The sequence below is a fragment of the Sinosporangium album genome (assembly GCF_900100605.1).
GTDB lineage: Bacteria > Actinomycetota > Actinomycetes > Streptosporangiales > Streptosporangiaceae > Sinosporangium > Sinosporangium album.
The window spans coordinates 28952-53191 of sequence record NZ_FNCN01000033.1; the positions used below are offsets into that span (position 1 = coordinate 28952).

Consider the following 24240-nt stretch of genomic DNA (forward strand, 5'->3'; position numbering starts at 1 on the left):
GACGCCGCCGGGGCCTACGGGGTGTCGCGGCTCTGGCGGCCGTTCAGCAGCTCCCACCATTCGGCGAGCGTGGGCCGCTCGGCCAGTTCCAGGAAGTTCGTCTCGGCGCCGGCCGTACGCCAGCGTTCGACCAGCGTCATGACGCGGATCGAGTCGAGGCCGAGCTCCAGCAGGTTCTCGTCGTCGGCGATGGCCGAGGCGTCCTCGCCCAGCACGTCGGCGACGTCGCCGCGGACGGTGTCGAAGGTCAGCTGCGGCATGTCGGGGGCCTTTCCGTGGTCTGAGGGGTCGGGGCGGAGGTCGGGGCGGAGGTCGGGGCGGAGGTCGGGGCGGAGGTCGGGGCGGAGGTCATCCGGCGCGGTGGGCGAGGATCGAGCGCACGATCTCGCCGGCGCGCACCGCCGCGTTGGACAGCAGCGACGACGACAGCCCGTGGGTGTGCTCGGTGCCGCCCTGCAGGTAGATCCCGCATTTGAGGGCGGGGTCGGTGACGATGCGGTAGTCCCGGCCGACCTTCGGCAGCCCCCGCTCGTCGATGTGGCAGAAGGCCGTCAGCTCCCCCAGCACGTCGAGAGGGTCGGGCGGCCGGTATCCGGTGGCGAAGATGAGCGCGTCGCATTCGAGCGCCACGCGCTCTCCGGTCGTCAGCCGGTCGACCCGTACCCGTACGCCGTCGGGCACCCGGTCGAACCCCTCGACGCGCGAGGTGTTGAGGATGCGAAGCCGCTGGGCACCGGCCACGTTCTCCTGGTAGGAGCGGCGGTAGAGCTCGTCGATGAGGTCGATGTCGACCACCGAGTAGTTCGTGTTGCCGTGGTAGGAGAGCAGGGACGCCTTGACCTCGTCCGGGGCGGTGTAGAAGTCGTCCACCGCGGAGGGGTCGAAGATGCGGTTGGCGAAGGCGCTGTCGTCGGCGGGGCTGTAGCCGTACCTGCTGAAGACCGCGCACACCTCGGCGTCGGGGTATGCGCGGTGCAGGTGGTCGACGACCTCGGCCGCGCTCTGCCCGGCGCCGACGACGGCGAACCGACGGTGGGTGAGCACGGGGAGCGTCCGCAGGCGGGTGAGCAGGTCGCCGTTGTGCCAGACCCGCTCGGAGGCGTGCACGCCCTCGGGGAGGTACGGCCGGAGCCCGAGGCCCAGCACGATGTTGCGGGCCCGGCCGAGCAGTTCGCCGTCGGCGATGACCTCGACCGCGACCACGTCGCCGCCGTCGCCCTTGACCGGGCGCAGGTCGGTGACGCGGGTGCCGTACGCGACCTGTGCCGTGAACCGCTCCGCCGCCCAGGTGAGGTAGTCGTGGAATTCGACGCGGGTGGGGAACAGGGTCTTGTGGTTGATGAAGTCCACCAGCCGGCCCCGCGCGTGCAGGTAGTTCAGGAAGCTGAACGCGCTGGTCGGGTTGCGCAGGGTGGCGAGGTCCTTCAGGAAGGAGACCTGCATCGTCGCACCGTCGAGGAGCATGCCCCGGTGCCAGCCGAACGTCTGCTGCTGCTCGGCGAAGGCCGAGGTCGGCTCCCGTCCCGGCACGCCGCCGCCGTGCTCGCGCAGAGCGATGGCGAGGGCCAGGTTCGAAGGTCCGAATCCGATCCCGATCACGTCGAGCGGGTCTTTCCCGTGGTCGCGGGGTCCGGATCCGGCGGGCGGCCGGGTGGCGTTCTCGGGCCACCGGTCGCTGCGGGGATCCATACGGGGTCGTGACACACCGCTCCTCTCAACGGGCACGGCAGAGCAGCCCTCCGAAGCGGAGGGCATGGTGAGGTCGGACTTACCCGACAGGAAGTATCCCTCTTAGGCAAGCCTTACCTAAAATCCATTCCGACCCACGTCATGTCAAGACCGGATTCATAGGCAAAGGATCACAATGCACCCCACGCACATTGGTCTTGACAGACCGCACCCATAGGAGAACAGTTAGGTGAGCCTAACCTAATTTGATCAAGGAGGGGACGTCGTGCTGCCACCGGACGGCCACGGCGTGGCCGGCAAGGTCGCGCTGGTCACCGGGGCGGGCCGAGGAATCGGCGCCGCCGTCGCCCGCACGCTCAGCCAGGCAGGAGCGGCGGTAGCCGGACTCGACCTCTCACCCGAGGCCCACGGCCCCGGCTCGCCCGCCGTCTGCCACCGGGCCGACGTGTCCGACCCCGCCGAGGTCGAGAGGGTGGTGGACGGCGTCGAGCGCGAACTCGGCCCCATCGACATCCTCGTCAACGTGGCCGGCGTGTTCAGAACCGGGCCGGTCACCGACCTGACCGACGAGGACTGGGCGTCGGTCTTCGCCGTCAACACCGCAGGTGTGTTCCACACCTGCCGCGCCGTGGCCAAAGGAATGATCGCCCGGCGCTCCGGCGCTATCGTGACGGTCGCCTCCAACGCCGGAGGCGTGCCCCGAATGGGCATGGCGGCATACGCCGCCTCCAAGGCGGCGGCGGTGATGTTCACCCGATGCCTCGGACTGGAACTGGCCGAACACGGCATCCGGTGCAACGTCGTCTCCCCCGGATCCACCCGCACCGCCATGCAGGCGACCCTGGATCCGCACAGCGTCCTGGACGGAGACCTGGCGTCGTATCGCAACGGCATCCCGCTGCGCCGGATAGCCGACCCCGCCGACATCGCCGACGTCGTGCTCTTCCTCGTCTCCGACCGCGCCCGACACATCACGATGCAAGACCTGTATGTGGACGGCGGCGCGGCCCTGCGAGCCTGAGCCCTCCCCTCCGCCGGGCCGTGAAGCGCCGCCCGCGCCGTCTCGACGCGGGCCGCGTCCGACCCCCGGCGCCAGCACCACCACTTACGTGAAACAAGAGGCCAGTCTTGACGATTGCATACGAAGCGGTCACCGCCGCCGAGCTCCTGCATGACTACCGCCCCGGCTCGACGTCCCTGTTCGCCTCACCCCAGCACACCCTGCTCGGACTCGGCACCGCGGCGAAAGTGCCGTCCTCGACCACCCTCGCGGACCTGCGCGGCGCCGTCGCCGCGACCCTCGCCGACACCGGCGGGCCGATCGTCGGGGCGATCCCCTTCGACGACCCGGCCTCCGCCCACCTCCTCGTCCCCGCCTCGACCCGCTGGGCCGACCCCTTCGTGCCCGCCGAACACCCCCGCGCCCCCTCCCCCGCCACCTGGCGGATCACCCCCGTCCCCAGCCCCGCCGACCACGTGCGAGCCGTACGGCGCGCGCTCGACCTGCTCGCCTCCCATGCGCTCGACAAGGTCGTGCTCGCCCGGTCGCTGGAACTGCGCTCCGCCGAACCCGCCGACATCCGCGCCATGGTCGCCGCGCTCGCGGGCCGCGACCCCCACGGCTACACCTTCGCCGTGCCGCTGCCGCAGGCCCGCACCCTCGTCGGCGCCAGCCCCGAACTCCTCGTCTCACGGTCCGGCCCCGCCGTCGTCGCCAACCCGATGGCCGGCTCGGCGGCCCGCAGCGCCGACCCCGACGAGGACCGCCGCCGCGCCGCCGCGCTGCTCTGCTCCGCCAAGGACCAGCACGAGCACGCCGTCGTGGTCAAGGCCGTGGCCGAGGCGCTCCAGCCGTACTGCCGGGGCCTCAACGTGCCGTCGCAACCGTCGCTCATCTGCACCCAGACGATGTGGCACCTGTCCACGCGGATCACCGGGCGGCTCGCCGACCCGGCCACCACCGCGCTCGACCTCGCCTGCGCGCTGCACCCCACACCCGCCATCTGCGGCACCCCCACCGACAAGGCCCGCGCCGCCATCGCCGACCTCGAACCGTTCGACCGGGGCTACTACACCGGGCTGGTGGGCTGGACCGACGCCCGGGGAGACGGCGAATGGGCCGTGACCATCCGCTGCGCCGAAATCGGGCCGGACGGGCTGCGGCTCTTCGCCGGAGGCGGCATCGTCGCCGAATCCCGCCCCGAAGACGAACTCGCCGAGACCACTGCGAAGTTCCGCACCCTGCTCAACGCGCTCGGCCTCGACACCACCACACCCACCGAGAACTGAGCGCCCCTCCACCCCCGACCCCCGATGAGACGGCTGGGAAGGCTGACGATGCACACCGACGACTACGTGCCATATCCCGAGGAGTTCGCCCGGCGCTACCGCGCGGCGGGCTATTGGCGCGATGAGACCTTCGGGCAGATGCTCCGCGACCGGGCCGCCGCCCACGGCGACCGCATCGCCCTCGTCAGCGGCGGCGAACGCTGGACCTACCGCGACCTCGACCGGCGGGCCGACCGGCTCGCCGCCGGGCTGCGCCGCCTCGGCGTGCGCGCCGGCGACCGGGTCGTCGTCCAACTCCCCACCACCCCGGCCTTCTACGAGGTGTGCTTCGCGCTGTTCCGTCTGGGCGCCCTGCCCGTCTTCGCCCTGCCCGCCCACCGCTCCGCGGAGATCGGCTACTTCTGCGAGTTCACCGAGGCCGTCGCCTACGTCATCCCCGACCGGTTCGCCGACTTCGACTACCGCGCCCTCGCCGCCGAGGTGAAGGTACCGCATGTGATCGTGGACGGCGACGCCGGGCCGTACACCTCCCTCGACTCCCTGCGCGGCGACGCCCCCGTGCCGCTCCCCGCGCCCGCACCCGACGACATCGCCTTCCTCCAACTGTCCGGCGGCAGCACCGGGGTGCCGAAACTCATCCCCCGCACCCACGACGACTACATCTACAGTTTCCGGGCCAGCGCGGAGATCTGCGCACTGTCCGAGGACACCGTCTACCTGTGCGCACTGCCCGCCGCTCACAACTTTCCCATGAGCTCCCCCGGCGTCTTCGGCACGCTGTACGCCGGGGGCCGCGCCGTACTCATCCCCCACGGCGGACCCGACACCGCCTTCCCCGCCATCGCCGCGGAGAAGGTCACCATCACCGCGCTCGTGCCGCCGCTCGCCCTGCTGTGGGCCGACGCCGCCGCACGCACCGCCCACGACCTGTCGAGCCTGCGCCTCCTGCAGGTCGGCGGCGCCAAACTCTCCGAGGAGGCCGCCCGCCGGATCGGCCCCGCGCTCGGCTGCGACCTCCAGCAGGTCTTCGGCATGGCCGAAGGACTCGTCAACTACACCCGGTTCGACGACCCCGAGGACACCGTCGTCACCACGCAGGGTCGGCCCATCTCCCCCGACGACGAGATCCTCATCGTGGACGACCACGACCGGCCCGTACGCCCCGGGCAGACCGGCCACCTCCTGACCCGCGGGCCGTACACCATCCGCGGCTACTACCGCGCCGCCGAACACAACCGCGTCGCCTTCACCGCCGACGGCCACTACCGCACCGGCGACCTCGTACGGCAGACGCCCACCGGCCACCTCATCGTCGAAGGCCGGGCCAAGGACCAGATCAACCGCGGCGGCGAGAAGATCGCCGCCGAGGAGGTCGAGAACCACCTCCTGGCCCACCCCGCCGTCCACGACGCCTCCGTCGTCGCCGTCCCCGACACCTACCTCGGCGAACGCACCCGCGCCTACATCGTCCCGCGCACCCCCGGCACTCCACTCGGCGCCAAGGACCTCCGGCATTTCCTGCGGGAACGCGGACTCGCCGCGTACAAGATCCCCGACCTCTTCGAGTTCGTGGAAGCCCTCCCGACCACCGCCGTCGGGAAAATCAGCAAGGCGGGCCTGCGCTCGCTCCCCGAAAGGACGTGATCTGCGACATGGCCATTCCCACCATCGCTCCCTACGCCATGCCGCGCCAGGACGACCTGCCCTCCAACCGGGTCACGTGGCGGCCCGACGCCGACCGGGCCGTCCTGCTCGTGCACGACATGCAGAACTACTTCCTCTCCGCCTACACCCCCGGCGAGGCGCCCCTCCCCGAGCTCACGGCCAACATCAACCTGCTGCGCCGTACCGCCCGCGACCTCGGCGTGCCCGTCGTCTACTCGGCCCAGCCGGGCGCTCAGACCCGCGAGCAGCGCGGGCTGCTCCTCGACTTCTGGGGCGACGGCATCGGCCCCGACCCCCTCGACGCCGCCATCCACCCCGACGTCGCCCCCGGCCCCGGCGACACGCTGGTCACCAAATGGCGTTACAGCGCCTTCCACCGCACCGAACTCGGCGAACTCATGGACAGAACCGGCCGCGACCAACTTCTCATCTCCGGCGTCTACACCCACATCGGGTGCCTCATGACCGCCTGCGACGCCTTCATGAACGACACCCAGGCCTTCCTCATCGCCGACGCCACAGCCGACTTCTCCGCCGACCACCACCGCAAAGCCCTCACCTACGCCGCCGAACGCTGCGCCGTCGTCACCCCCACCCGCTCCCTGGTCTCCCAGCTCACCGCCACCGGCGTCCCCGCGTAACACCCAGACGGCCCGGCCGCCTCGCTCCCATCACGAGGCGGACGGACTATTCACCGCTCACCCGTGCCTATGCTCGCCCACCTCCGTAGAGGCCCCGGTGCCGTCGACGCCGAGTTGCCGGCCGTCCTCGCGGGGGCTCATGCCGTACCCCTGTCGTGGGCCCGCGGCGGCCGGCGTGTACTCACTGCCGCGCCGTCGCTCCACGACGGTGTCAAGGTGCGCCCGGAGGTCCTGCCGTGAGACGCGGTCAGGCGCGGCCGAAGTCCGCGGCCACCTGCTGGTGGAGCTTCCAGGCACGCGGGGAGTAGGCCGCGGAGAACTCCTTACCGCAGGCCAGGTCGTCGAGAGCCGCGGTGATCTCCTTGTCGAGGTACGGCTTCGCCTCCTCGGGCTTGATGCTCGGGATGAGGTGCACCTTCCTCCCCTTGGCCTTCGCGGGCACCTTGACGCCGCGCTCCTTGGCGACATCGGTGCGGGCCTGCATGAACGCCTCCCGGCCGCGCTCGGCGAGGGCGCTCGGCTTGGCCGAAGGGACCTCGTAGTCTTTCTCCTTGAGGCAGGTGCCGAAGGACTCGCCGACCTTGGCCAGGCCGCGGTCGGAGTCCAGCTCACGGGTGGTGAGCTTCTTCAGCGCCGCGTTGAACTGCCGGTAGTAGTCGTCCTGGGAGGTGACGCGCTTGCCCACCGCGGACTTGACCGCCTGAGCGAAGCACTTCTCGTTCGCGGCCCGGTATGCCTTGTGCTTCTTCTCGGGCAGTGCGAGCACGATGGTTCACGCCGAGGCAAGGAAGTTTTGACCGCGGGACACGCCGCCTATCAAGGCCCCCTGCCACCGGTCATCGCAGCCCCGTTACCGCCTACCGCAGTGGTCCAATTCGCGGGTTCACTCGAGCGTTTGTGTGCAGGTACCGGGCAGTCCCGTCGGTGAAGTCGTAGATCGCGACCGTCTGGGCGTCTTCCAAGGAATTCATCGGCGGCATTAAGAAATGCGTCTCGCTCACCGGGAGCAATTCATATCTGATGCGGTCGGGCATCTGGAGAAGCTGCGCCTGCATGGGGTCGACGACCAAGGTCAGGTACAGCTTGCCGCCTTCGGCTGACACTTCGTACCGTGCGCCGGGGCCCCCGTAGACGCCCTCGTACCTGGACAGGTCGAGGTTCGGCGTCGCGTCCGGTGTGGGCAGGTCTGGGATGGTGACCGTACCGAGGTCGGTCAGGATCTCGTTGAAGACCGCGCGGTAGAAACTTTCTCTCGGCCCGCCGTTGGTCAGCATCGCAATAGCGGTGTTCGAGCCCGGCACAAGCCTGAGTCGGGCGTTCTGCCCGATTGTGCTGCCGTCGCTCGCGTAGACGGCTTCGCCGTACCAGTCACACACGATAAGACCGAGCGCCCATTCCGGCCCGAATGTGTACGGATCCGGTACGGTCACCCGCGAGCGCATCATCTCTCGGATGCTTCCGGCTAAGAGGATTTGCTTTCCGTTCGGCGCTCTGCCCGCGTTGAGGAGAACGTGCGCCAGTGCGAGTACATCGCGGGTCGTCGAGGTGATGCCCCCGCCGGGGCCGAAGGCACGCGGCAGGTAGTCCACTGGCGTGACGCTGGGGCCCTCTTCCGGGGAAAGGATCAGATGCCCGGTGGCGGCCCGGGTTTCATCCACCTGCTCGCGCCGGCTGTTCGTGCTGGTCAGGCCCATGGGATCGAAGAGTCGATCCCGCATGACGTCGTCCCAGGATTTGCCGTCCTGCACTTCCAGGATTCGCGCGAGAATCGCGTAACCCAGCGCCGCGCTGTAACCGTGAGTATGACCGATCGGGAAGACCTGAGGTGCGTCGGCGATGTTCTCGACCATACGCTCGTAGACGTCGTCGTCTTCGCCGGGATCGCCGTAGGCTTCCTCGATACCGCTGGTGTGGTAGAGCAGGTGACGAGGAGTGACCGTGGCGCTCGCCTCGGGATCGGCCACTGTGAAACCGGGCAGGTAGGTCCGGACCGGCGCGTCCAGATCGACTTTCCCCTCATCGACGAGCTGCATGAAGGCGAGCGCGGTCCAGGTCTTGGTCATCGAGCCGCACTGGTAAACGGTGTCCGTCCTCGCGGGTTCCCGTGTTTGCACGTTCTTGATGCCGACCGCGAGCTCGGTGAATTCTCCGTCGTGGAGCACACCGATCGCGGCGCTCGGGATCCCGTACTCCGTCAGGAGTTCGGCGACCCGGTCGCGGATCCGCGGCGCGTCGATGCTCACTGCGGGAGACCCACCGCGTTCAGGGCGTCCGCTTCGAAATACTCCGTCGTGGCGTAGGCGCCGGCGTGCGTCTCGAAGAAGTCCCGAACACCGTCGATGGAGTCGTGGGTGATGATGTTCACCGACTTGGCCCCATCCTTGCTCGCGACCGCCACCTTCCACGTGGCGCCCTGAGGGAGCTGGACGTATGCCTTCTTCAGGGCACTCCAGAACTTGTCCTGATCCGAGACGGTCGACACGGCCATCACGTACATGCTGGTTCCTCTCGTTTCGCAATGCGAAAAAGCTACGTTGCGTTTTATGGAGTGTCAACGAACTTGGCATGAAATACAGTGCTCAGAGCGGAATCATTGCAACAGGATTGTAAATGAACGCAACGAGCCCGATAGCTCGTTGCAATGTACTGTTGATGAACGCAAGGGAGGGGTGCACCGGTGCCCGGAGGCAGGCTGACCCATGAGGATCGTCAGCGGATCGCGGCGTGGCTGGCCGACGGGCTCGGATACGCCGAGATCGGCCGGCGGCTCGGTCGGCCGACGTCCACGATCAGCCGCGAGGTCGCCCGCAACAGCGCATCCGGCGATTACCAGGCCCCCGGTGCGCAGCAGGCCGCCGACCGCCGCGCCCGCCGACGCAAGTCCGCCCGGCCCGCCGAGGCGGCGACCGACGGGCGGCCGGCCGAAGTGGCGCGGGCCTTCGTCGACCGGTTCGCCACCCTGCTGGCCGCGACGGGCATGCCCAAGATGACCGCACGGGTGTTCACCTGCCTGCTCACCGCCGACGTCGGCGGCCTGAGAGCCGCCGACCTGGTGCGCCGACTACAGGTCAGCCCGGCATCGGTGTCCAAATCCATTGGCTTTCTCGAAGGCATCGATCTGGTCGTCCGCCGACCGGACCCCGGCACCCGCCGCGAGCGGTACGTGATCGACGAGGACGTCTGGCTCCGGGCGTGGCGGACCGACACCGGCGCACACGGCGACGTCGCAGCCGCGGCACAGCGAGGCGTCAAGATCTTCGGTGCCGACACGGCGGCCGGTGCCCGACTCGGCAAGATGGGCCGGTTCTTCGCCAGGCTCAGTGAGCAGATGAGCGGCAGCACCTTGGCCGAGCCCACCGCCGCCGACCCCACCGGCCGCGACGCGCTCACCGTGCTCGCAGCCCTCGTGCACGCCGGTCGACCGCTCACCGCGGGCACGCTTGCCACCGCGCTCGACTGGCCCCCCGCCCGCGCCACCGCGGCCCTGGACGCGATCCGACGCCACGCGGCCATCGCCGATCCGCTCGTCCTGCGGGTCGCCCCCGACCAGACGTACACCGTCACCACGAGACCGGACCGGCTGAGCCCGGCCCAACGCACAGCACTCAGTCGCCTCGGCTGAAGGTCGTGAGATCACCTCGGTAAACCACGCCACATATCGGGCACCACGGCACCCTGCGTTCCTGTTGAAAGCCTGCGTTGTCCACAGCTCGACCGGCCCTCACGCGGTTATCCACAGAATGCGGTTCGGGGCCACGGGGCATCGCCGAGCGGCTGCATTCTTTCCCGCATGAACGCAGCCACGAGCCGAGCGGCGCAGCCGGTAGACGCGACCGCATTTCACCTCTCCCAGGCCAGGAAACTGCTCAACCTCGTCCCGGGCGCCGTCTTGTGCCGGCGCACCGCGGCGCGGGCCTGGGACATGGCAGGCCACCTGGCGAGCGGCCCCTCCCCCTCCTGGCCCGTGGAGCTGGCCGTGGGCGAAGACCCCCGGATCGGCGGCTGCGCCGTGTCGCCGCCTATCCGCCCGGCCAGTGACGTGACCGTCCGGAGCGGCCTGCCGGTGACCACCCTGGAGCGCACCACCCTCGACTGCGCCCGCTGGCTCCCCCGCCTTGAGGCCGTGGCCATCCTCGACCAGGCACTCCGCCAAGGCGTCGCGGCCGACACGCTCAAAAAACGAGCCATGCTGATCTACGGCGCCGCCGGCGGCAGACGCGTGCGCGAAATGCTCACCTTGAGCGACCCCCGAGCCGGCTCCCCCCGCGAGAGCTGGATCCGCGTGGTCATCGTCGACGCCCACCTGCCGAGGCCCACCGCCCAGCTCAACGTCCCCCTCCCGAGCGGCCGAACGACCCGCCTCGACCTGGGCTGGGAGCAATACAAACTCGGCACCGAATACGACGGGCGCGAACACCACTCCGCAGACGACGCCAGGCGAGCCGACGATCAACGCCGCGCCGAGCTCAACGAACTCGGCTGGCTCATCATCCCCGTCCGCGCCGACGCCATCCCGGCCCACACCGCCGACTACATCACCCAGCTCGCCAACGCCCTGCTCCAACGCGGCTGGCGCCCCTCCGAACAGGAAACGCTCCGCGTCCTCGCCCACATCCGAGCCCTGCGCCGCCGCTCCACCCCCCTCAGGCGCAAGACGTATTGAACCGCAGCATCATCGACACGGCCGATCGGGCCCCTCCGCGGTATCCCTGCCCTGACGTCGTCACGCGGATCAGCACCCGCCACGACCACGAGGTAGGGCAACCGCACAACCATCGCGAGCGGCTGGCTGTCATCGGGAGGTGTCAATGCTGCGCTCTGCGTGGCGACCGCTCGAAGCGACCGGTTCAAATGGAGAAGCCGACGCGAACCAACAGGTCGGTGAGTTGAGATCGGAAGGGCGTACCTATGACGGATCAGGTGCAGGTCGATCCCGTGTGGGCGGGTGGGCTCAGTCAGCGGGCTGGGGGCTCAGGCAGTTCGGGCGACTGGATTCTCCGGGATTGCTCGCTCCAGCTTCCGCGCGCCGCGCTCACCGCGATCGTGGGACCGAGCGGCGCCGGGAAGACCTCGCTGATGTACTGCCTGAGCGGCCTGGATCGTCCGCATGAGGGCCGCGTGCTGCTCGACGGGACGGACATCTACGGGCTAGGCCGAGAACGGCGAGCAAAATATCTGCGCAGCACCGTCGGGTTCGTCTTCCAGCAGTACAACCTGATTTCGTACCTCAACGTCGAGGAGAACGTGCTGCTGCCAGAACAGCTCGCAGGTCGCCGGGTGCCCCGTGAACAGGTGACGGCGATGCTGACCCAGTTCGGGCTGCAGGACAAGCGCGAGACCGCGGCGAGTGCGTTGTCGGGTGGCGAGCAGCAGCGGGTCGCTCTCTGCCGGGCGATGCTGTTGCGTCCGTCCATCGTCTTCGCGGATGAGCCAACCGGAGCACTCGACAGCGCGAACTCACAGTTGGTGCTGCGGATCCTGCGCGATCTGACCGTCCAGGGAACAACCGTGGTGATGGTCACCCACGACATCGACGCGGCAGCGCTGGCGGATCGGGTGGTGTTCATGCGTGACGGGTCGATCACGGGTGTATCCGGGCGTCTCGATAGCGACGCGATCCTTACCCGGATGCGTCAGCTGCCGGTCACCGGTGCTGCATCGAGGGGGAACTGATCGTGCTGAAACACGTTCATCGGATCTTCCGTAGCGACTTTCGGAGCTGGGTGCCGACCATCGTCGTGATCGGGCTGGTGACCACGCTGATCGGTGCGTGCATGCATCAGTTCGTCTGGACGAACAGCGACGGGTTCGTCACCGCGGCGACGGATGCTGGGCTCGACCCGGCGGCGTTCGGAGTAGTGTCGGTCACGATCTACGTCCTGGTAGCCGTCCTGTCGTTCTTCGCGCTGACAGTGGTCGGCTCGGCGACGGTCGAACGCACACGCAGCACCTTCGCGCAGTGGCGGTTGGCCGGCGCGAGCCCACGGCAGATCCGCGTGAGCCTCTGGTCGCTGGTCGGCCTGGCGAGCGTCGCGGGCGCGCTGCCGGGGTCGTTGCTGTCCGTCGGCCTCAGCGTCGCCGCTATTCCACTGTTCAACCAGATGGCGGCGGCGAGCTTTCCGGGCGGGATCGGCGGTTTCGAGCCGCCGGCGTTCCACCCGTCGGCCCTGGCCTGGGCAGCCTCGTTCTCGCTGGGAGTCGTCACCTGCATGCTTGGGGCGTTGCTACCGTCAAGGCGTGCTGCCGGCGTTGAGCCCGTCGAAGCGGTGCGCGGCCTGGTTACGCGCGGACGCCGTGGAGCGTGGGCGCGTTGGTTGCTCGGCGGTCTGCTGCTCGCGGTCGCGTTCACGCTGGCGTTTGCGGGCGCGCTCGCCCCTGCTCACCCCGAGGTCGGCGTCGAAGCCACCGGCATGGTGAACGCAGCGATCCAGGCTGGCCTGTTCGCCGCCGCCGGCGTGTATGTGCTCGGGGCGGAGCTCGCCCCCACCGTGCTCGCGCTCGCCCGAACACTCCTGCGCCCGTTCCGAGGCGCCGCCGTCGGAGTGCTGGCCACCCGCTCTGCTCGGGCGAACATCGACACGAACGCGAACGTGATCGCACCCCTCGCAGCCGCGATCGGACTCGTCGGCGTGATCTTCAGCGTCATGCAGTCCTACCAGGTGACGATGCGCGAAGCAGGGTTCCCACAGTCATCTCCCAACTATTCCGACACCGTCGTCATGACCGGGTTATTCGGCTTCGTCTGCTTACTGACGAGCATCGCCGTCATCACCCTCTCGGGCCGGGATGCTGTCCGGGAACAGGCGCTCCTGCGCACCGCAGGCATGACACCGCGACAAGTCTTCGCGCTGACGGGCTGGCAGAGCTTCCTACTCGCGCTCTGCGTGGCCGTGTTCGCGCTAGTTCCCATCGGCATCGCGGGCAGCCTGCTCATGTCACGCTCGGCCCTGCTCGTGGGGCATCCGATCCTCGACATCCCCTGGATCGGGCTGACCATCGCCGTGCTCGCCTGCTGGGGAACCGTGTTCCTCGTTCAGTGGGTGCAGATCGTTCCCTGGGTGCGCCGAGAAAATGCGCTCAGTCTCAGGAGGGCTTAGCGACGTCCATCCTCATCCTCGTCGGAACCGTTCTGGTCGCGCTCGCCTGGCTGCCGATCGGGGAGCGATAAAGCACCTCTGGGGCTGATATCCCGGCCCTATCGCAGGAAGGGATGGTTCCATGGGAGAAGCCTGGAAATGAGCGTGAGGAGGTGGACATGAGCGGACAGACCGGACGCGCATCGCGTGGCGGCGTGCAGGCTCTCTGGCCGTCGCTCGGCGACTGGGTGCAGCAATCCACCCTCGTGCCAGCGCGCCCGACCATCGGCGCGATCGTCTCCGTCCTGCTCTGCACCAGCTACCAGACGCTTCTCATCGCCCGTCTGCTGTTCGCCGGAACCACGCTGGACGGAAACGCCTACGCCTACACCCGCGACTGGTATGGGGCGCTCGTCGTCGCGTTCATCGCCATCGGCGCGGCAGTGCTGCTGATCTGGCGATCCCGGCAGCCGCTGGCGGTGCTCCTGATCGAATGCGTGCTCTATGCCACGGCCTCGGCCGTCGGGATGAGCAACTACCTGCTATTCCCGCTCCTTTTCGCTCTATTCAGCTGCGTCACCCGGCCACCCGCGTGGCAGGTGGCCGCCGGCCTCGGATCGGTGTGGGCGGTCATGACGTTCAGCGCATTCACCTCGCGGACGTCCACGGGCTTCGCCCTGGAATACATGGGCCAGCTCCTCACCGCGTTCGCCACCATTGCGGTGGCCGTCGCGACCCGCAGCGTGCACAGTTGGCAGCGCACCCGGAAACACGCCCTGGAAGAAGAACGCCGCTCCCAGGCACTCGCGCGGCAACGGGATCGAGCTGTGTCCCGCACCCGTATCGCCGCCGAGCTGCACGACAGTGTCGGTCACGGCCTGACGACGATCATTGCCCTCGCCGAGGGGCTGGCCGGCACGACAGGCGACCCGCATGTCGATGAAGCTTTGGCCGGGATCAACACGGTGGCGAGGGAGAGCTTGGAAGACACCCGGCACGCAGTCCGGGCGCTCGCCGACACCGCCGACGAGGCCGAAGAGGATACCGGCGGCAAGGTCGAGACCGACCGGGCCCCTTCCGACGACGCGCCCCACGGCCCTGTGCCATCCCTGCACGAGTGGGCCGAGATCCTCCCTGTGCTCGGGCGCGTCCGCGCGCTCGGCGTGACCGTCGTCTTCACCGAGACCGGCCGGCGTTCACCGAACGCGCACCTCGCCGACCTGTGCTTCGCCATCACGCGAGAGGCGGTCACCAACGCGATGCGCCACGGTGATGGGCTGCGGCAGCTCACCGTGTCCTGGGACCACGGGGACGACCGCGCGACCACTGTGACCGTGCGAAGCATCGGCGCCCCACAGGCCACGAAGCGAACGCCCGACTATTCGGCTCCGTCTCCACCGGGCACCGGGCTGCGCCGCTTGCAGCGCGCGGTCGAGGACACCGGCGGCACCATGTCCTCCGGGTGGGCAACGGAGGACGAGTGGGTCGTGCGAGCCGTCGTGCGAGCCGCAGCCCACCCCACACCCGAATCGCCGCCGAACCGCTCCGCGCCTCGGGAAGGAAACCCGTGACGACTCCCATCGAGACCAGTGCTCCCCGGATCGGCGTCATGTTGGTCGATGACCAGCGCCTGGCGCGCACTGGATTCGCCCTCATGCTGCGGAAAGCGCCCGATATCGACGTTATCGCCGAAGCCGGGAACGGGCAGGAAGCACTCGACGTTCTCGCGCAGCGAGCACGCGAACGTCATAGCCTCCCCGACGTCGTGCTCATGGACGTGCGGATGCCCGAGATGGACGGCATCGAGGCGACCCGCCAGATCGGCGGAACACACCCCGCGGTCAAGGTGCTCGTGCTCACCACCTACGACGAAGACGACTACGCCTTCGGCGCTCTCGCTGCCGGCGCCTCTGGCTTCCTCCTCAAAGACGTCCGCACTCCGCAACTCATCGCGGCCATCCAGGCAGTCGCCCAGGGCGACGCGATCCTCACGCCCAGAGTCACCCGGCAGGTCATCGAGCGCGGCATACCGCGCGCACTCCCGGTGGCCCACCGCGAATGCCTCCAGACCCTCTTTCGCACGCTGAGCCCGCGCGAAACTGACATTGCCCGACTAATCGCAGACGGCCTCTCCAACGCAGAGATCGCGGATCGCCTCGTGATCCAGCAAGCATCCGTCCGCCGCAACGTCAGCCGGATCCTCGCCAAGCTACGCCTCCGAGACCGCGTGCAGATCGCCGTCGAGTGGCACAAGAGCGGCATGTAGATCGAGCAATCGTCATCACAAACCCGGCAGTCGTCGAAAGCGGCTGAACCGGCGTCCTTGTCATCGCGAGGTGGCAAGTACGGCACGACCGCGGACGTGACCGTGTTTCGTCGCTTCGCTGGCTTCATGTCCACCGCCGCTTCTTCGAACATCGCTCGATACGTCGGCCTTTCCGCTGGCACATGCCTCTAAGCAGGCGCCGCGCACACGGATATGAGGCACCGTCCCTGGAGTTCTGGGCGGGGTCCGGTTGAGTACGCTCCCGAGTATGACCCTTCGCAGTATCCCTCTCCAGACCCTCTCCGGCACTTCCACGACTCTCGACGAGCTCGCCCCCGGCAAGGCCGTGCTCGTGGTGAACGTCGCGTCCAAGTGCGGCCTCACCCCGCAATATGCAGGGTTGGTGAATCTGCAGGCGCAGTTCGCCGACCGGGGCTTCACCGTGGTGGGGGTCCCCTGCAACCAGTTCATGGGCCAGGAGCCGGGCAGCGCCGAGGAAATCCAGACCTTCTGCTCCACCACCTACGGTGTCGATTTCCCCCTGCTGACCAAGACCGACGTCAACGGAGACGGACGGCACCCGCTCTATGCCGAGCTGGTCGCCACGCCCGACGCCGAAGGCGAAGCCGGGGACGTGCAGTGGAACTTCGAAAAGTTCCTCCTCACCCCCGATGGGACCGTCGCCGCCCGTTTCCGCCCCCGCACCGAGCCCGAAGCCCCCGAGATCGTGGAGGCCATCGAGAAGACACTTCCCTGACACACCTCCCCCCAGGGGGGACGCCCTGCGGCCCCACAGCACTCCGTTCCACGCCCGCCTGTGGGGAGGCACGAGGTAGACATAGCGGAACCAGGACGGCACCCCGGGAATCCGACGAATCCGGGGACCGTCCGGCTCCGCCCCGGCCCGCCCCCGATCGACCACCCGCACTCGTTGGACTCTGAGAACCGCCCCCGTCCCCCTGTCGTCTCGCCCCGGAACAGGCCCAACCTTCCCTGATCCGCGCGGCGATCAACCCGCCACCTGGTCGTCAAGGTGAGGGATCGCCCGCCCCAGCAGGTGTGCGGCGCGATCGCGGAGAGGACCAGCCAGATCGAGATTGCCGCCGCTGGCGTTGAACTGCAGGAGCTCAGTGATGACAGCCAGTTCCGCGAATCGACCGTCTGGGGTGTCCAGTAGATGGGCCAACCAGTCGCGAATGCGGGCGGCGACGGCAGGGACGAGCAGGCTGTAGCAGTGCAGGACCGCGGCGTCATAGCCGGTTGGGGCAAGGCCCCACCCCTCCCAGTCGAGAACGCACAGGTCAGGGGCACAGAGATTGGCGAAGTGGAGATCGCCGTGGGCGGTGGCCCAAGACCTAACGGTGGAGTCGATGGGCGTGCCCAAGAAACGGGGCATAGCGGAGTCCAGGTAAGCCTGGCCTGTGGTCACCCGATTGGTCTCGATAGGGGCGATATCCGCCAGCACAACCTCCAGCGCCTCCCACCACGCGGAGGGCAGGTGAGGTGCCGAGCGCAGTACGGCGGTCGCCGACGCGATCTGCGCGGTGACGTGGTCATACAGCTCAGCGCGGTAGCGCCACGAGGCCGGGGCCCAGTCGTAGACTGTACGAAGCCGGGGGCGGGGCACGGAGGCAGGGAGGATTTTATCGGCCTCCAGAGTACCGTTCCAGAACGTCATGTTCGTCTGATCGGCTGAGACACAGGCCAGGCGCAGCCAAGCCGACCCCTCAGGCGTGGAGACGCGTTGGCTCAGCGTCCTGCCGCGCCAGCCCCATACCTCGTGACCGTCGGCCTCAAGCAGTACGCCCATGGCGGCGCGAGCGTGGCGGTGCGCGTTTCGCATACGGTCTGCGACAGCGGGGTCTTCCGGTGCGGGAAACATCTGTCCTCTCCTGCGTGAGCTGAACGTGTGCGGATCAGCGGGCCGCATGGGCAGGCGGCAGGTCCATCACGGCCTCGTGTGCGGCGTGAGCGAGAAAGGCTTGCGCTCGGTACGGCAGACCGAGACGGTTCCAGTGGAAGATCACGTGGTGGGCTAGGACATCACGTATGCCGCGATGCATGCATCCCCCGCGAGCGGCGTCATCAAGACGCTGGCCTTGACGGCAGAAGGCGGCATGCCACGGCGCCGCGAACGCCAACGCTTGGCCAGGGCCGAACAGAGGGCTTGCCGGGCTCGTCCGCGTAGTCATAAGCCGTCGTATGCCGTCGACCATGCCGGGGATCTTTTCGGTCGGAGCGTCAGCGGGTAGAGGCCTCAGGCCAGTCACGCGGTGCCAGATGTCGCCTTGTTCGTGCCACTCCTGGCCAGCGGCGCGGAACAAGGCGCTGCACAGCAGCGTCGACAACTCTCTACGGCCGGTAGCAGGTTCGGCCTGCCCGAGACGACGGCATCGGCGCAGGTAGTCCAGGATGGCGTGGCTGTCGGCGTGAAAGAGACTGTGGGCGATAGCCATTCCGCGCGGCCCACCGAACGCGCAGATCTCCGGTTCGTAGATGCTTGTCTCCCTGCTGGTGAGATGCCCAGCCACGATGAGGCCGTCCAGATGGGTGTCTATGACCGCCCGAAGCTCGGCGATCGTCGTCGCGGGGCCCAGTCTGAATCGCAGCCGCCAGCAGGGGGCCTTGCGAATGAACCACCAGGCCGCGATTAGATCGGTAATATGTGCCTGCTCCACAAGAGGGTGCAAGTGCGTGGCCGCGACGGTTTCAGCATCCGCCCAGTCAGTGAACCGGATCCGCACCTGGTACCAGGCGTCTGCAGTGTCGGCGTGGGCGCGGAGTGCAGCACTTCCAGCGGCCTGATACACCGCGACGGCGGCGGCGAGCTCAGAGTAGGCCAGCCCGGCCCGTTCAGCGACCTGATCGAGTGGAGCACCGCCCAGCACTGCGAGAACCGCGTCCACGGTGTGATCCAGTTCCAGGGGCACCCTCACATACGCGTCCATGGGCCTCCTTTGGCGAGGTGCTGGTCAGATGAGCAGGCAGGCATCCCAGCCGGAGACCGGCAGTGTGGTGCGGGCAGCGGTGTGCAGGGCGAGGTCGAGGCCCGCGTCGCCGTCGAGGAACCCGCATCCCCGCTCGTGCGCGGGTCGTCCGTGCGCGGCGAGCTGGTCGGCCAGGTACGGCGGGGCGACTCCGGACGCGCACACGAAACGAACGCCTCGCGGCGCTGCTCGCCGAAGCCGGCTGGTCGCGGGCGCAGGCGACTGCCGCCTACAACCGTGTGGCCAGAGAGACATATCAGGCCGACTGCATCACCATCGGCCGATCTCATGTCAGCATGTGGGTAGGCGGAACAAAGCCCTCTGGCATAGCTCCCCTCATCTTGTGCCAGGCACTGTCCCGGCACCTCAGGCGTGAGATCACACCAGACGAGCTCGGATTCGTTGTCCCCGACTCGGCAGACCAGGGACCTGCCACGTGGGACGGTGACCCAGTGACAGCGCTGACCGAGCTGGGGAGAACGGACTTGGACGCCAACCGCAGGGACCTTCTGGCCAGTACGGTCTACTCAGCCGTGTCGCTCACCCTGCCCGACGCGGCGTGGTGGCAGACCAAAGCCGAGGAGCCGACCACACCGCGTTCACGCAGGCAGCGATGCGTGGGCCGCGAGGACGTGCTCGCCGTCCGGCAACTCACCACCGCCTTCTCCAAGATCGACCAGTTGCGAGGCGGCGGCCACGGCAGAAAGGCGCTGGTGCAGTACCTGAACTCCGACGTCGCCGCTTTACTATGCGGCACGTTTTCCAACGAGCAGGTGAAGCGTGACATGTTCGCCGCCGCTAGCGAGTTGGCCTACCTGTCGGGCTGGATGGCCTTCGATAACAACGAGCAAGTTCTCGCGCAAAAATACTTTCACCTTGCCCTTCGCCTTGCTGCCCCTGCCTCAGCCCCGCCGCTGGCCGGGCACATCCTGCGCGCCATGGCACATCAAGCGATTGACCTGGGCTTCTACGAGCTGAGCCTGGAACTCTCCACTGCCTCTACCGACGGTCAGCGCTACAGGTCTGCCACCCCCCGAGAGCGCGCCCTGCTTGGGGTCGTCCATGCCCGCGGGCTCGCGGCCACCGGCCAGAGACATGCCGCAGCGAAGGCACTGTTGAGGGCAGAAGACGACCTCGCGTCGGCCGGCGACACCATCGAAGAGCCATCCCGCGTGTTCTTTTTCACCGAAGCATCTCTAGCGCACGAGACCGCTTGCGCTTTGCGTGACAGCGGCGACCGCCAAGGCGCCATCCGCCAATTTCGGCACAGCGCCCGAACCAGAGGGAGCGCCTTCCGGCGCACACACGCTGTAACGCTCGGATACCTGGGGGCCGCACAGATCGCCGCGGGCCACGTCGAGGAGGCGTGCTCCACTTGGGGAAAGGCTCTGGACGCGATGGAGGAGGGCATCTACTCCAGCCGGGCGCGGCAGACGATCGTCGACATGCGCAACCTGCTGTCCCCCTTCCGGCGCCGCCGGATACCTCCCCTCGCCGAGCTGGACGCGCGTGGCGCCTCTTACCTTGCTCACGTAGATTGAGGCCTTCACACCCCTTGAGCGAGGGAAGCCCATGCCACATTTGCTGGAGATCCAGCCCATAGGCCTCGTCGTCGGCGGACGCACCGAAGTCACCGACGACCATTGGAGCGGTCCTGCCATCCTCCGGCTCAACCCCGACTACCCCGTCGAGGTCGTTCAAGGACTGGAAGAGTTCTCTCACCTAGTGGTCGTCTGGCACTTCCACCGAGCCTCCCCCGACGATGTGGCCCTACATGCCCGCAGCCCACGCAACAATCCTGCCTGGCCCCCTACCGGGACTTTCGTTCATCGAAACCACCGCCGCCCCAATCAGCTCGCGCAGTCCTTTCCGCGGCTGCTGAAGGTGGAGGGTCTCGACCTCCACGTGGCCGATCTGGACGCTATCGACGGCAGCCCGATCTACGACCTGGCCCCCTACTTCAGACTGATGGGCCCCAGGGGGACCGTCAGCGAGCCCGCATGGCCAGGTGAGATGCTCAAGGACTACTGGGGATAGCTCCCACCGGGGCTCGCCCGGGGACGGACTTCCGTAGCCGCCTGTCCTACCCAGGACGGGCAGCCCGCGGCCCGGGGCCGGAAACGCGGCCGTATCGGCCCTGCCTGGCGATCACATGCCGTGGACGCGGCGAAGGTGCCCGTAGTGCGTTTCCAGATAGGCCCGATAGTGATCGTCGAACGGCACCGTGTAGTTCGACGACCACGGCACGGGGCAGGCCCCGTGGTGCTCTCGGTCAGGGCAGGCGAGGTTGCAGAGTTCGTCCAGCAGTGCCCGGACGCCGTCTCCGTAGACGCCGATGCGCAGTTCGGTCACGCGCCGGTCGGCGGGGTCGGCGCCAGGGTGCTCCTGGCGCCACTGCTCCGGCAGCTCCTCATAGAGCTCAGCGACCGACAGCTCTTCTTCGCTGCCCGGCTCGGCGGGCTGGTCGCCAGGAATCAAGGAGATCACCCATGTCCTGACCACGGAAGCACTCCGGGAGCGCTCGTCAAGGAGCGATCCGGCCTTGTCGGCGAGCTCGTGCGCAGCCGAGGCGGCGGCGTAGATGCCAAGGCGCAGTTCGAACAGATCCGTCACCGCATCCAGCCCTTCGCGATTGTCAGCGCACGCTGACCGTGTGGCAGTGTTGGCATGTTATCTGTCGCGGACCTTGGAATTCGCGTCCTTTTGGAGGGCAAGGTCCGGGGTGCCACCGCGGCGGTCGGCCTGCCGTTGGGCGTGGCCTTCTCCTCTTTGGCCGCGACGAATGTCTCGCGCGGGAACGGCGTACGGCCGACTGCTTCCGTCCGCGCCAAGCCTGGGAGCGCGAAGAGTGTGGGGACGTCCGATGTCACGCAGGGCCTTGTCGACCGGCTCGATGCTGCTGAGCCGCCTGTGGAGGCGGAGCTCTACTTCTTGGCCTTGATTGGTGTGTTCTTTAGTGAGACGTTGACTTAACCGATGAGCACCGCCGGCGCGCGGCCGGCCCGAAAGGCGCGAAAGAGGGTCGGTCGGAACGGGGTGGCGGCCCGCTTTCACAGGAAGCGGGACGGGAATCCCGCTCACGCCGAATTACGGAATCGGCCGAGGCCCACGGCGGAAGGCGAAGCGGCAGACGGGGGCGCCCACCCGCTCAGGCCGGAACGGGTGGGCACCGGGGCGCCGGCCGAGGATCGCCGACCGAGTTCACGTGCGAATGCGCGGCGTCAGTGGGCGGCGTTGTACTGCTCGACGATGTCGCGGGCGATACGGCCTCGGGCGCTGACGTCGAGCCCGCGCTTCTTCGCCCACTCGCGGATTTCGGCGGACTTCTCGCGGGTCAGGCCGCCGGCGGGGGCCCTTCCTCGACGTCCGCGGCCCCGCTCGGGGCGGATCTTGCGAGCTCCGGAGACATACGGCGAGAGAGCCTTGCGGAGCTTCTTCGCATTCGATGTCGACAAGTCGATCTCAAAGGAGGTTCCATCGATTGCGAAAGATACCGTCTCATTCGCGGTCCCGCCGTCCAGGTCGTCTATAAGAAGCTCCCGGATCTGCTTAGCCATAGTGTGGCTCCTTAGAGAGTCGGCCCCTGACTCGATGACACCTTGTTTTGCCACCATCAATAAAATGATAGTCCCATGTCCGCGACTTCCGTTTCCAAGGACACTCCGTACATGAACTTTTCCATTTCCTCTTCCCGGAAACCCCGGGAGAGGGCCGGGACGTAAGTCCCGCGCGATCGATGAACAAAGTCCCGGCCCGGGGACCGAACGGCTCTGGCACTCTCGGGCCCGCCGGTCGAACCTGGACGGGACATACCGCGAGGAGGGGATTATGCGCGGCCCCACAGGCGAGGAGACCACAGCGGTGTTGCGCGGAGCGATCGGCGCGGCCCTGTGGGCCCCTTCGGTGCACAACACGCAACCGTGGTCGTTCGGCCTTTCGGGCGGTGAGCTGAGCCTGCGGGCCGATGTCGACCGGCTACTGCGTGCCGGGGACGTGTCGGGCCGGGAGATGCTGGTGAGCTGCGGCGCGGCGCTGTGCAACGTGCAGATGGCACTGCTGGCCGGCGGCCACACGCCGGAGGTGCGCGTGCTGCCCGACCCGGACCGGCCCAACCTTCTGGCCACCGTACGCCTCGGTGAGGATGTGGAGGCGGACGAGCACAGCCGGATGCTGTTCGGCGAGGTGGAGCGGCGGCGCACCCATCGGGGCGGTTTCACCGACGTGCCAGTGCCGGACGGCCTGATCGACGCCCTGGTCCGCGAGGCGGCGGCGGTGGGGGTACGGCTGACGCCGGTGCTGGCCCCGTCCGGCGTCCGGGTGATCGCCGCGCTGACGGCGGCGGCCGAGGAGATCCAGGAGCACGATCTGGACTTCTCGCTGGAGCTGCTGCGCTGGGCGCGTCCGCCGGGCGACGAGAGGGGCGAGGGGGTGCCCGCGGGGGGCTATCCGGCGGAGCCGGAGACGGCGTTCGCCCAGCGGGACTACGCCCACGGCAAGGGCTGGGGCTATGAGGCGGAGCCCGGCGCCACGGCGGGCACGGTGGCGGTGCTCACGACGGTCGAGGACCGGCGCAAGGACTGGCTGGCCGCCGGTCAGGCGCTGCAGCGGGTGCTGCTGCGGGCCAGCGCGTCGGGGGTGAGCGCGGCGTTCCACACGCAGGCGCTGGAGATGCACCATCTGCGGGAGTTCCTGCGTGAGGAGCTGCTGTCGAACGAGCACCCCCAGATGATCATGCGTCTGGGTGTCGCGAAGGAGGGCCCGGTGCCGCCGCGCAGGGCGCTCGACGACGTCCTCGACACCGACCGTTGAGGACGGAGGGCGAAGGACGAAGGTCCCACGTGCAGAGGACTTCGGACAGACGAGGCGCGAGCCGTACGGCACTGCTCGCGCGGCGCGTGAAGCGATGTCCTTGTATCGGCAACAACGCCGGTTCGCCGGTGCACCACCCGCTGCAAGGAGCCGCGCCATGGCCATCCACACCGACTACCCCCGTCAACGGATCAACGGACAGGCGCGGACCCACGCCGCGCCCGCACCTCGCACGGCCGCCGACTACATCTGGGCGGTCGCCCGGATCGCTCTCGGCTGGATCTTCCTCTGGGCCTTCATCGACAAGTTGTTCGGACTGGGTTTCGCAACGGCGCCCGAGCGGGCGTGGGTCGCGGGCGCGAGCCCGACGGCGGGATTCCTCAAAGGCACCGGGGAAGGCGCCTTCGGCGGCCTGTTCACAGCCCTGGCCGGCCAGGTGTGGGTGGACTGGCTCTTCATGATCGGGCTCGCCGGCGTCGGCGCCGCGCTGATGCTCGGCGTGGGCATGCGCGTCGCCGCGGTCGCGGGCGGACTGATGATGCTGTTGATGTGGTTGGCCGAGCTCCCCCTGACCAGCAACCCGTTCATGGACTACCACATCCTCTACGCGATCACGCTCGCCGGACTCGCCCTCGGGAGAGGGGGCGACACCCTCGGGATCGGGCGCTGGTGGGGAGGCACCGCGCTCGTACGGCGGATGCCCATCCTGAAGTAATCCCGCCGCCGAGGACACCCGTTGCCCGCTCCCGTCCCCCGGGGCGGGCAACGGCATGCGCGGCGGGCAATCATGGGGAATGGGAGGATTGACCGACACTCCC

26 protein-coding genes are annotated in these 24240 nt (G+C 68.4%); 16 read left to right on the forward strand and 10 right to left on the reverse strand.

What is annotated here, in order from left to right; translation table 11 throughout:
• Window positions 1–14: 14 nt before the first annotated feature.
• Both BLQ73_RS25100 and BLQ73_RS25105 read right to left on the reverse strand, forming a co-directional pair.
• A complete protein-coding gene (locus tag BLQ73_RS25100; protein WP_093174028.1) occupies window positions 15–260 on the reverse strand; it encodes a phosphopantetheine-binding protein in 246 nt (81 codons plus the stop codon).
• An 88-nt stretch (window positions 261–348) separates the two neighbouring features.
• On the reverse strand, window positions 349–1704 hold the full coding sequence (locus BLQ73_RS25105) for a lysine N(6)-hydroxylase/L-ornithine N(5)-oxygenase family protein (RefSeq protein ID WP_245691380.1): 1356 nt from the start codon (window positions 1702–1704) through the stop codon (window positions 349–351).
• A gap of 250 nt (window positions 1705–1954) precedes the next feature.
• Here BLQ73_RS25105 and BLQ73_RS25110 point away from each other — a divergent pair, with 250 nt between their 5' ends.
• From BLQ73_RS25110 to BLQ73_RS33575, 5 genes are all read left to right on the forward strand, one after another.
• On the forward strand, window positions 1955–2710 hold the full coding sequence (locus BLQ73_RS25110; RefSeq protein WP_093174031.1) for a 2,3-dihydro-2,3-dihydroxybenzoate dehydrogenase: 756 nt from the start codon (window positions 1955–1957) through the stop codon (window positions 2708–2710).
• A gap of 107 nt (window positions 2711–2817) precedes the next feature.
• Window positions 2818–3978: an isochorismate synthase DhbC gene (gene dhbC, locus BLQ73_RS25115; protein ID WP_093174033.1), complete on the forward strand. Its 1161-nt coding sequence runs from the start codon at window positions 2818–2820 to the stop codon at window positions 3976–3978.
• 24 nt (window positions 3979–4002) lie between these two features.
• Complete coding sequence (locus BLQ73_RS25120; RefSeq protein WP_245691382.1) at window positions 4003–5622, forward strand: (2,3-dihydroxybenzoyl)adenylate synthase; 1620 nt, start codon at window positions 4003–4005, stop codon at window positions 5620–5622.
• Window positions 5623–5630: 8 nt separating this feature from the next.
• Complete coding sequence (locus BLQ73_RS25125) at window positions 5631–6284, forward strand: isochorismatase family protein (RefSeq protein ID WP_093174089.1); 654 nt, start codon at window positions 5631–5633, stop codon at window positions 6282–6284.
• Window positions 6285–6347: 63 nt separating this feature from the next.
• Entirely contained in the window at window positions 6348–6524 is a 177-nt protein-coding gene (locus tag BLQ73_RS33575; protein ID WP_218126009.1) for a hypothetical protein, read from the forward strand.
• Window positions 6525–6531: 7 nt separating this feature from the next.
• Here the strand turns inward: BLQ73_RS33575 and BLQ73_RS25130 are convergent, their stop codons facing one another.
• From BLQ73_RS25130 to BLQ73_RS25140, 3 genes are all read right to left on the reverse strand, one after another.
• The gene (locus tag BLQ73_RS25130; RefSeq protein WP_093174037.1) at window positions 6532–7050 is read right to left on the reverse strand and encodes a hypothetical protein; all 519 of its coding nucleotides are present in this window, start codon (window positions 7048–7050) and stop codon (window positions 6532–6534) included.
• Between the two features lie 91 nt (window positions 7051–7141).
• Complete coding sequence (locus tag BLQ73_RS25135; RefSeq protein WP_176955669.1) at window positions 7142–8527, reverse strand: serine hydrolase; 1386 nt, start codon at window positions 8525–8527, stop codon at window positions 7142–7144.
• A complete protein-coding gene (locus BLQ73_RS25140) occupies window positions 8524–8781 on the reverse strand; it encodes a hypothetical protein (protein ID WP_093174039.1) in 258 nt (85 codons plus the stop codon). The genes BLQ73_RS25135 and BLQ73_RS25140 overlap by 4 nt, the downstream gene beginning before the upstream one ends.
• Window positions 8782–8961: 180 nt before the next feature.
• Between BLQ73_RS25140 and BLQ73_RS25145 the strand changes: the two genes are divergently transcribed.
• The 7 genes from BLQ73_RS25145 (at window position 8962) to BLQ73_RS25175 (ending at window position 16383) form a co-directional block, all read left to right on the forward strand.
• Window positions 8962–9906, forward strand: a complete 945-nt coding sequence (locus BLQ73_RS25145) for a GbsR/MarR family transcriptional regulator (protein ID WP_093174041.1) — start codon at window positions 8962–8964, stop codon at window positions 9904–9906.
• Between the two features lie 168 nt (window positions 9907–10074).
• Window positions 10075–10947: a hypothetical protein gene (locus BLQ73_RS25150; protein WP_143020432.1), complete on the forward strand. Its 873-nt coding sequence runs from the start codon at window positions 10075–10077 to the stop codon at window positions 10945–10947.
• A 245-nt stretch (window positions 10948–11192) separates the two neighbouring features.
• Window positions 11193–11957: an ABC transporter ATP-binding protein gene (locus BLQ73_RS25155; RefSeq protein WP_093174044.1), complete on the forward strand. Its 765-nt coding sequence runs from the start codon at window positions 11193–11195 to the stop codon at window positions 11955–11957.
• Between the two features lie 2 nt (window positions 11958–11959).
• Entirely contained in the window at window positions 11960–13381 is a 1422-nt protein-coding gene (locus BLQ73_RS25160) for an ABC transporter permease (protein ID WP_093174046.1), read from the forward strand.
• A 158-nt stretch (window positions 13382–13539) separates the two neighbouring features.
• Window positions 13540–14931, forward strand: coding sequence for a sensor histidine kinase (locus tag BLQ73_RS25165; protein ID WP_176955670.1), 1392 nt, complete (start codon window positions 13540–13542; stop codon window positions 14929–14931).
• Window positions 14928–15626 (forward strand): response regulator transcription factor, encoded by a 699-nt coding sequence (locus BLQ73_RS25170; protein WP_245691384.1) that lies wholly within the window; start codon window positions 14928–14930, stop codon window positions 15624–15626. The genes BLQ73_RS25165 and BLQ73_RS25170 overlap by 4 nt, the downstream gene beginning before the upstream one ends.
• 268 nt (window positions 15627–15894) lie before the next feature.
• Entirely contained in the window at window positions 15895–16383 is a 489-nt protein-coding gene (locus BLQ73_RS25175; protein WP_093174051.1) for a glutathione peroxidase, read from the forward strand.
• Between the two features lie 252 nt (window positions 16384–16635).
• On the opposite strand, the gene BLQ73_RS25180 is transcribed toward BLQ73_RS25175, so the two are convergent.
• The 3 genes from BLQ73_RS25180 to BLQ73_RS31715 all read right to left on the reverse strand — a co-directional run bounded on the left by BLQ73_RS25180 (window position 16636) and on the right by BLQ73_RS31715 (window position 18778).
• Entirely contained in the window at window positions 16636–17469 is an 834-nt protein-coding gene (locus BLQ73_RS25180; RefSeq protein WP_218126010.1) for an aminoglycoside phosphotransferase, read from the reverse strand.
• 73 nt (window positions 17470–17542) lie between these two features.
• Window positions 17543–18574 carry a thiopeptide-type bacteriocin biosynthesis protein gene (locus BLQ73_RS25185; protein ID WP_093174053.1) on the reverse strand — a complete coding sequence of 344 codons (1032 nt, stop codon included), beginning with the start codon at window positions 18572–18574 and terminating at the stop codon, window positions 17543–17545.
• 24 nt (window positions 18575–18598) lie between these two features.
• Window positions 18599–18778, reverse strand: a complete 180-nt coding sequence (locus tag BLQ73_RS31715) for a hypothetical protein (protein WP_143020433.1) — start codon at window positions 18776–18778, stop codon at window positions 18599–18601.
• Between the two features lie 320 nt (window positions 18779–19098).
• On the opposite strand from BLQ73_RS31715, the gene BLQ73_RS25190 reads away from it, so the two are divergent.
• Together BLQ73_RS25190 and BLQ73_RS25195 are read left to right on the forward strand one after the other, a co-directional pair.
• Window positions 19099–20154 (forward strand): NsdA family TPR-like regulatory protein, encoded by a 1056-nt coding sequence (locus BLQ73_RS25190; protein ID WP_218126011.1) that lies wholly within the window; start codon window positions 19099–19101, stop codon window positions 20152–20154.
• Window positions 20155–20185: 31 nt separating this feature from the next.
• Window positions 20186–20650, forward strand: coding sequence for an SAM-dependent methyltransferase (locus tag BLQ73_RS25195; protein WP_093174055.1), 465 nt, complete (start codon window positions 20186–20188; stop codon window positions 20648–20650).
• A gap of 111 nt (window positions 20651–20761) precedes the next feature.
• Here BLQ73_RS25195 and BLQ73_RS25200 read toward each other — a convergent pair whose 3' ends face one another.
• Both BLQ73_RS25200 and BLQ73_RS25210 read right to left on the reverse strand, forming a co-directional pair.
• Window positions 20762–21226 (reverse strand): hypothetical protein, encoded by a 465-nt coding sequence (locus tag BLQ73_RS25200; protein WP_093174057.1) that lies wholly within the window; start codon window positions 21224–21226, stop codon window positions 20762–20764.
• 608 nt (window positions 21227–21834) lie between these two features.
• Window positions 21835–22170, reverse strand: coding sequence for a histone-like nucleoid-structuring protein Lsr2 (locus tag BLQ73_RS25210; RefSeq protein WP_093174061.1), 336 nt, complete (start codon window positions 22168–22170; stop codon window positions 21835–21837).
• Window positions 22171–22441: 271 nt separating this feature from the next.
• Between BLQ73_RS25210 and BLQ73_RS25215 the strand changes: the two genes are divergently transcribed.
• Window positions 22442–23422 carry an Acg family FMN-binding oxidoreductase gene (locus BLQ73_RS25215; protein ID WP_093174063.1) on the forward strand — a complete coding sequence of 327 codons (981 nt, stop codon included), beginning with the start codon at window positions 22442–22444 and terminating at the stop codon, window positions 23420–23422.
• Between the two features lie 157 nt (window positions 23423–23579).
• The gene (locus BLQ73_RS25220) at window positions 23580–24137 is read left to right on the forward strand and encodes a hypothetical protein (protein ID WP_093174065.1); all 558 of its coding nucleotides are present in this window, start codon (window positions 23580–23582) and stop codon (window positions 24135–24137) included.
• The last annotated feature ends 103 nt before the right edge of the window (window positions 24138–24240 follow it).

What these genes read in the sequence shown, in the direction of transcription:
- BLQ73_RS25100 (WP_093174028.1), bottom strand. Translation starts at nt 260, where the DNA reads ATGCCGCAGCTGACCTTCGACACCGTCCGCGGCGACGTCGCCGACGTG.
- BLQ73_RS25120 (WP_245691382.1), top strand. Translation starts at nt 4,003, where the DNA reads ATGAGACGGCTGGGAAGGCTGACGATGCACACCGACGACTACGTGCCA.
- BLQ73_RS25125 (WP_093174089.1), top strand. Translation starts at nt 5,631, where the DNA reads ATGGCCATTCCCACCATCGCTCCCTACGCCATGCCGCGCCAGGACGAC.
- BLQ73_RS25140 (WP_093174039.1), bottom strand. Translation starts at nt 8,781, where the DNA reads ATGTACGTGATGGCCGTGTCGACCGTCTCGGATCAGGACAAGTTCTGG.
- BLQ73_RS25150 (WP_143020432.1), top strand. Translation starts at nt 10,075, where the DNA reads ATGAACGCAGCCACGAGCCGAGCGGCGCAGCCGGTAGACGCGACCGCA.
- BLQ73_RS25155 (WP_093174044.1), top strand. Translation starts at nt 11,193, where the DNA reads ATGACGGATCAGGTGCAGGTCGATCCCGTGTGGGCGGGTGGGCTCAGT.
- BLQ73_RS25165 (WP_176955670.1), top strand. Translation starts at nt 13,540, where the DNA reads ATGAGCGGACAGACCGGACGCGCATCGCGTGGCGGCGTGCAGGCTCTC.
- BLQ73_RS25175 (WP_093174051.1), top strand. Translation starts at nt 15,895, where the DNA reads ATGACCCTTCGCAGTATCCCTCTCCAGACCCTCTCCGGCACTTCCACG.
- BLQ73_RS25180 (WP_218126010.1), bottom strand. Translation starts at nt 17,469, where the DNA reads ATGCGAAACGCGCACCGCCACGCTCGCGCCGCCATGGGCGTACTGCTT.
- BLQ73_RS25185 (WP_093174053.1), bottom strand. Translation starts at nt 18,574, where the DNA reads ATGGACGCGTATGTGAGGGTGCCCCTGGAACTGGATCACACCGTGGAC.
- BLQ73_RS25195 (WP_093174055.1), top strand. Translation starts at nt 20,186, where the DNA reads ATGCCACATTTGCTGGAGATCCAGCCCATAGGCCTCGTCGTCGGCGGA.
- BLQ73_RS25210 (WP_093174061.1), bottom strand. Translation starts at nt 22,170, where the DNA reads ATGGCTAAGCAGATCCGGGAGCTTCTTATAGACGACCTGGACGGCGGG.
- BLQ73_RS25215 (WP_093174063.1), top strand. Translation starts at nt 22,442, where the DNA reads ATGCGCGGCCCCACAGGCGAGGAGACCACAGCGGTGTTGCGCGGAGCG.
- BLQ73_RS25220 (WP_093174065.1), top strand. Translation starts at nt 23,580, where the DNA reads ATGGCCATCCACACCGACTACCCCCGTCAACGGATCAACGGACAGGCG.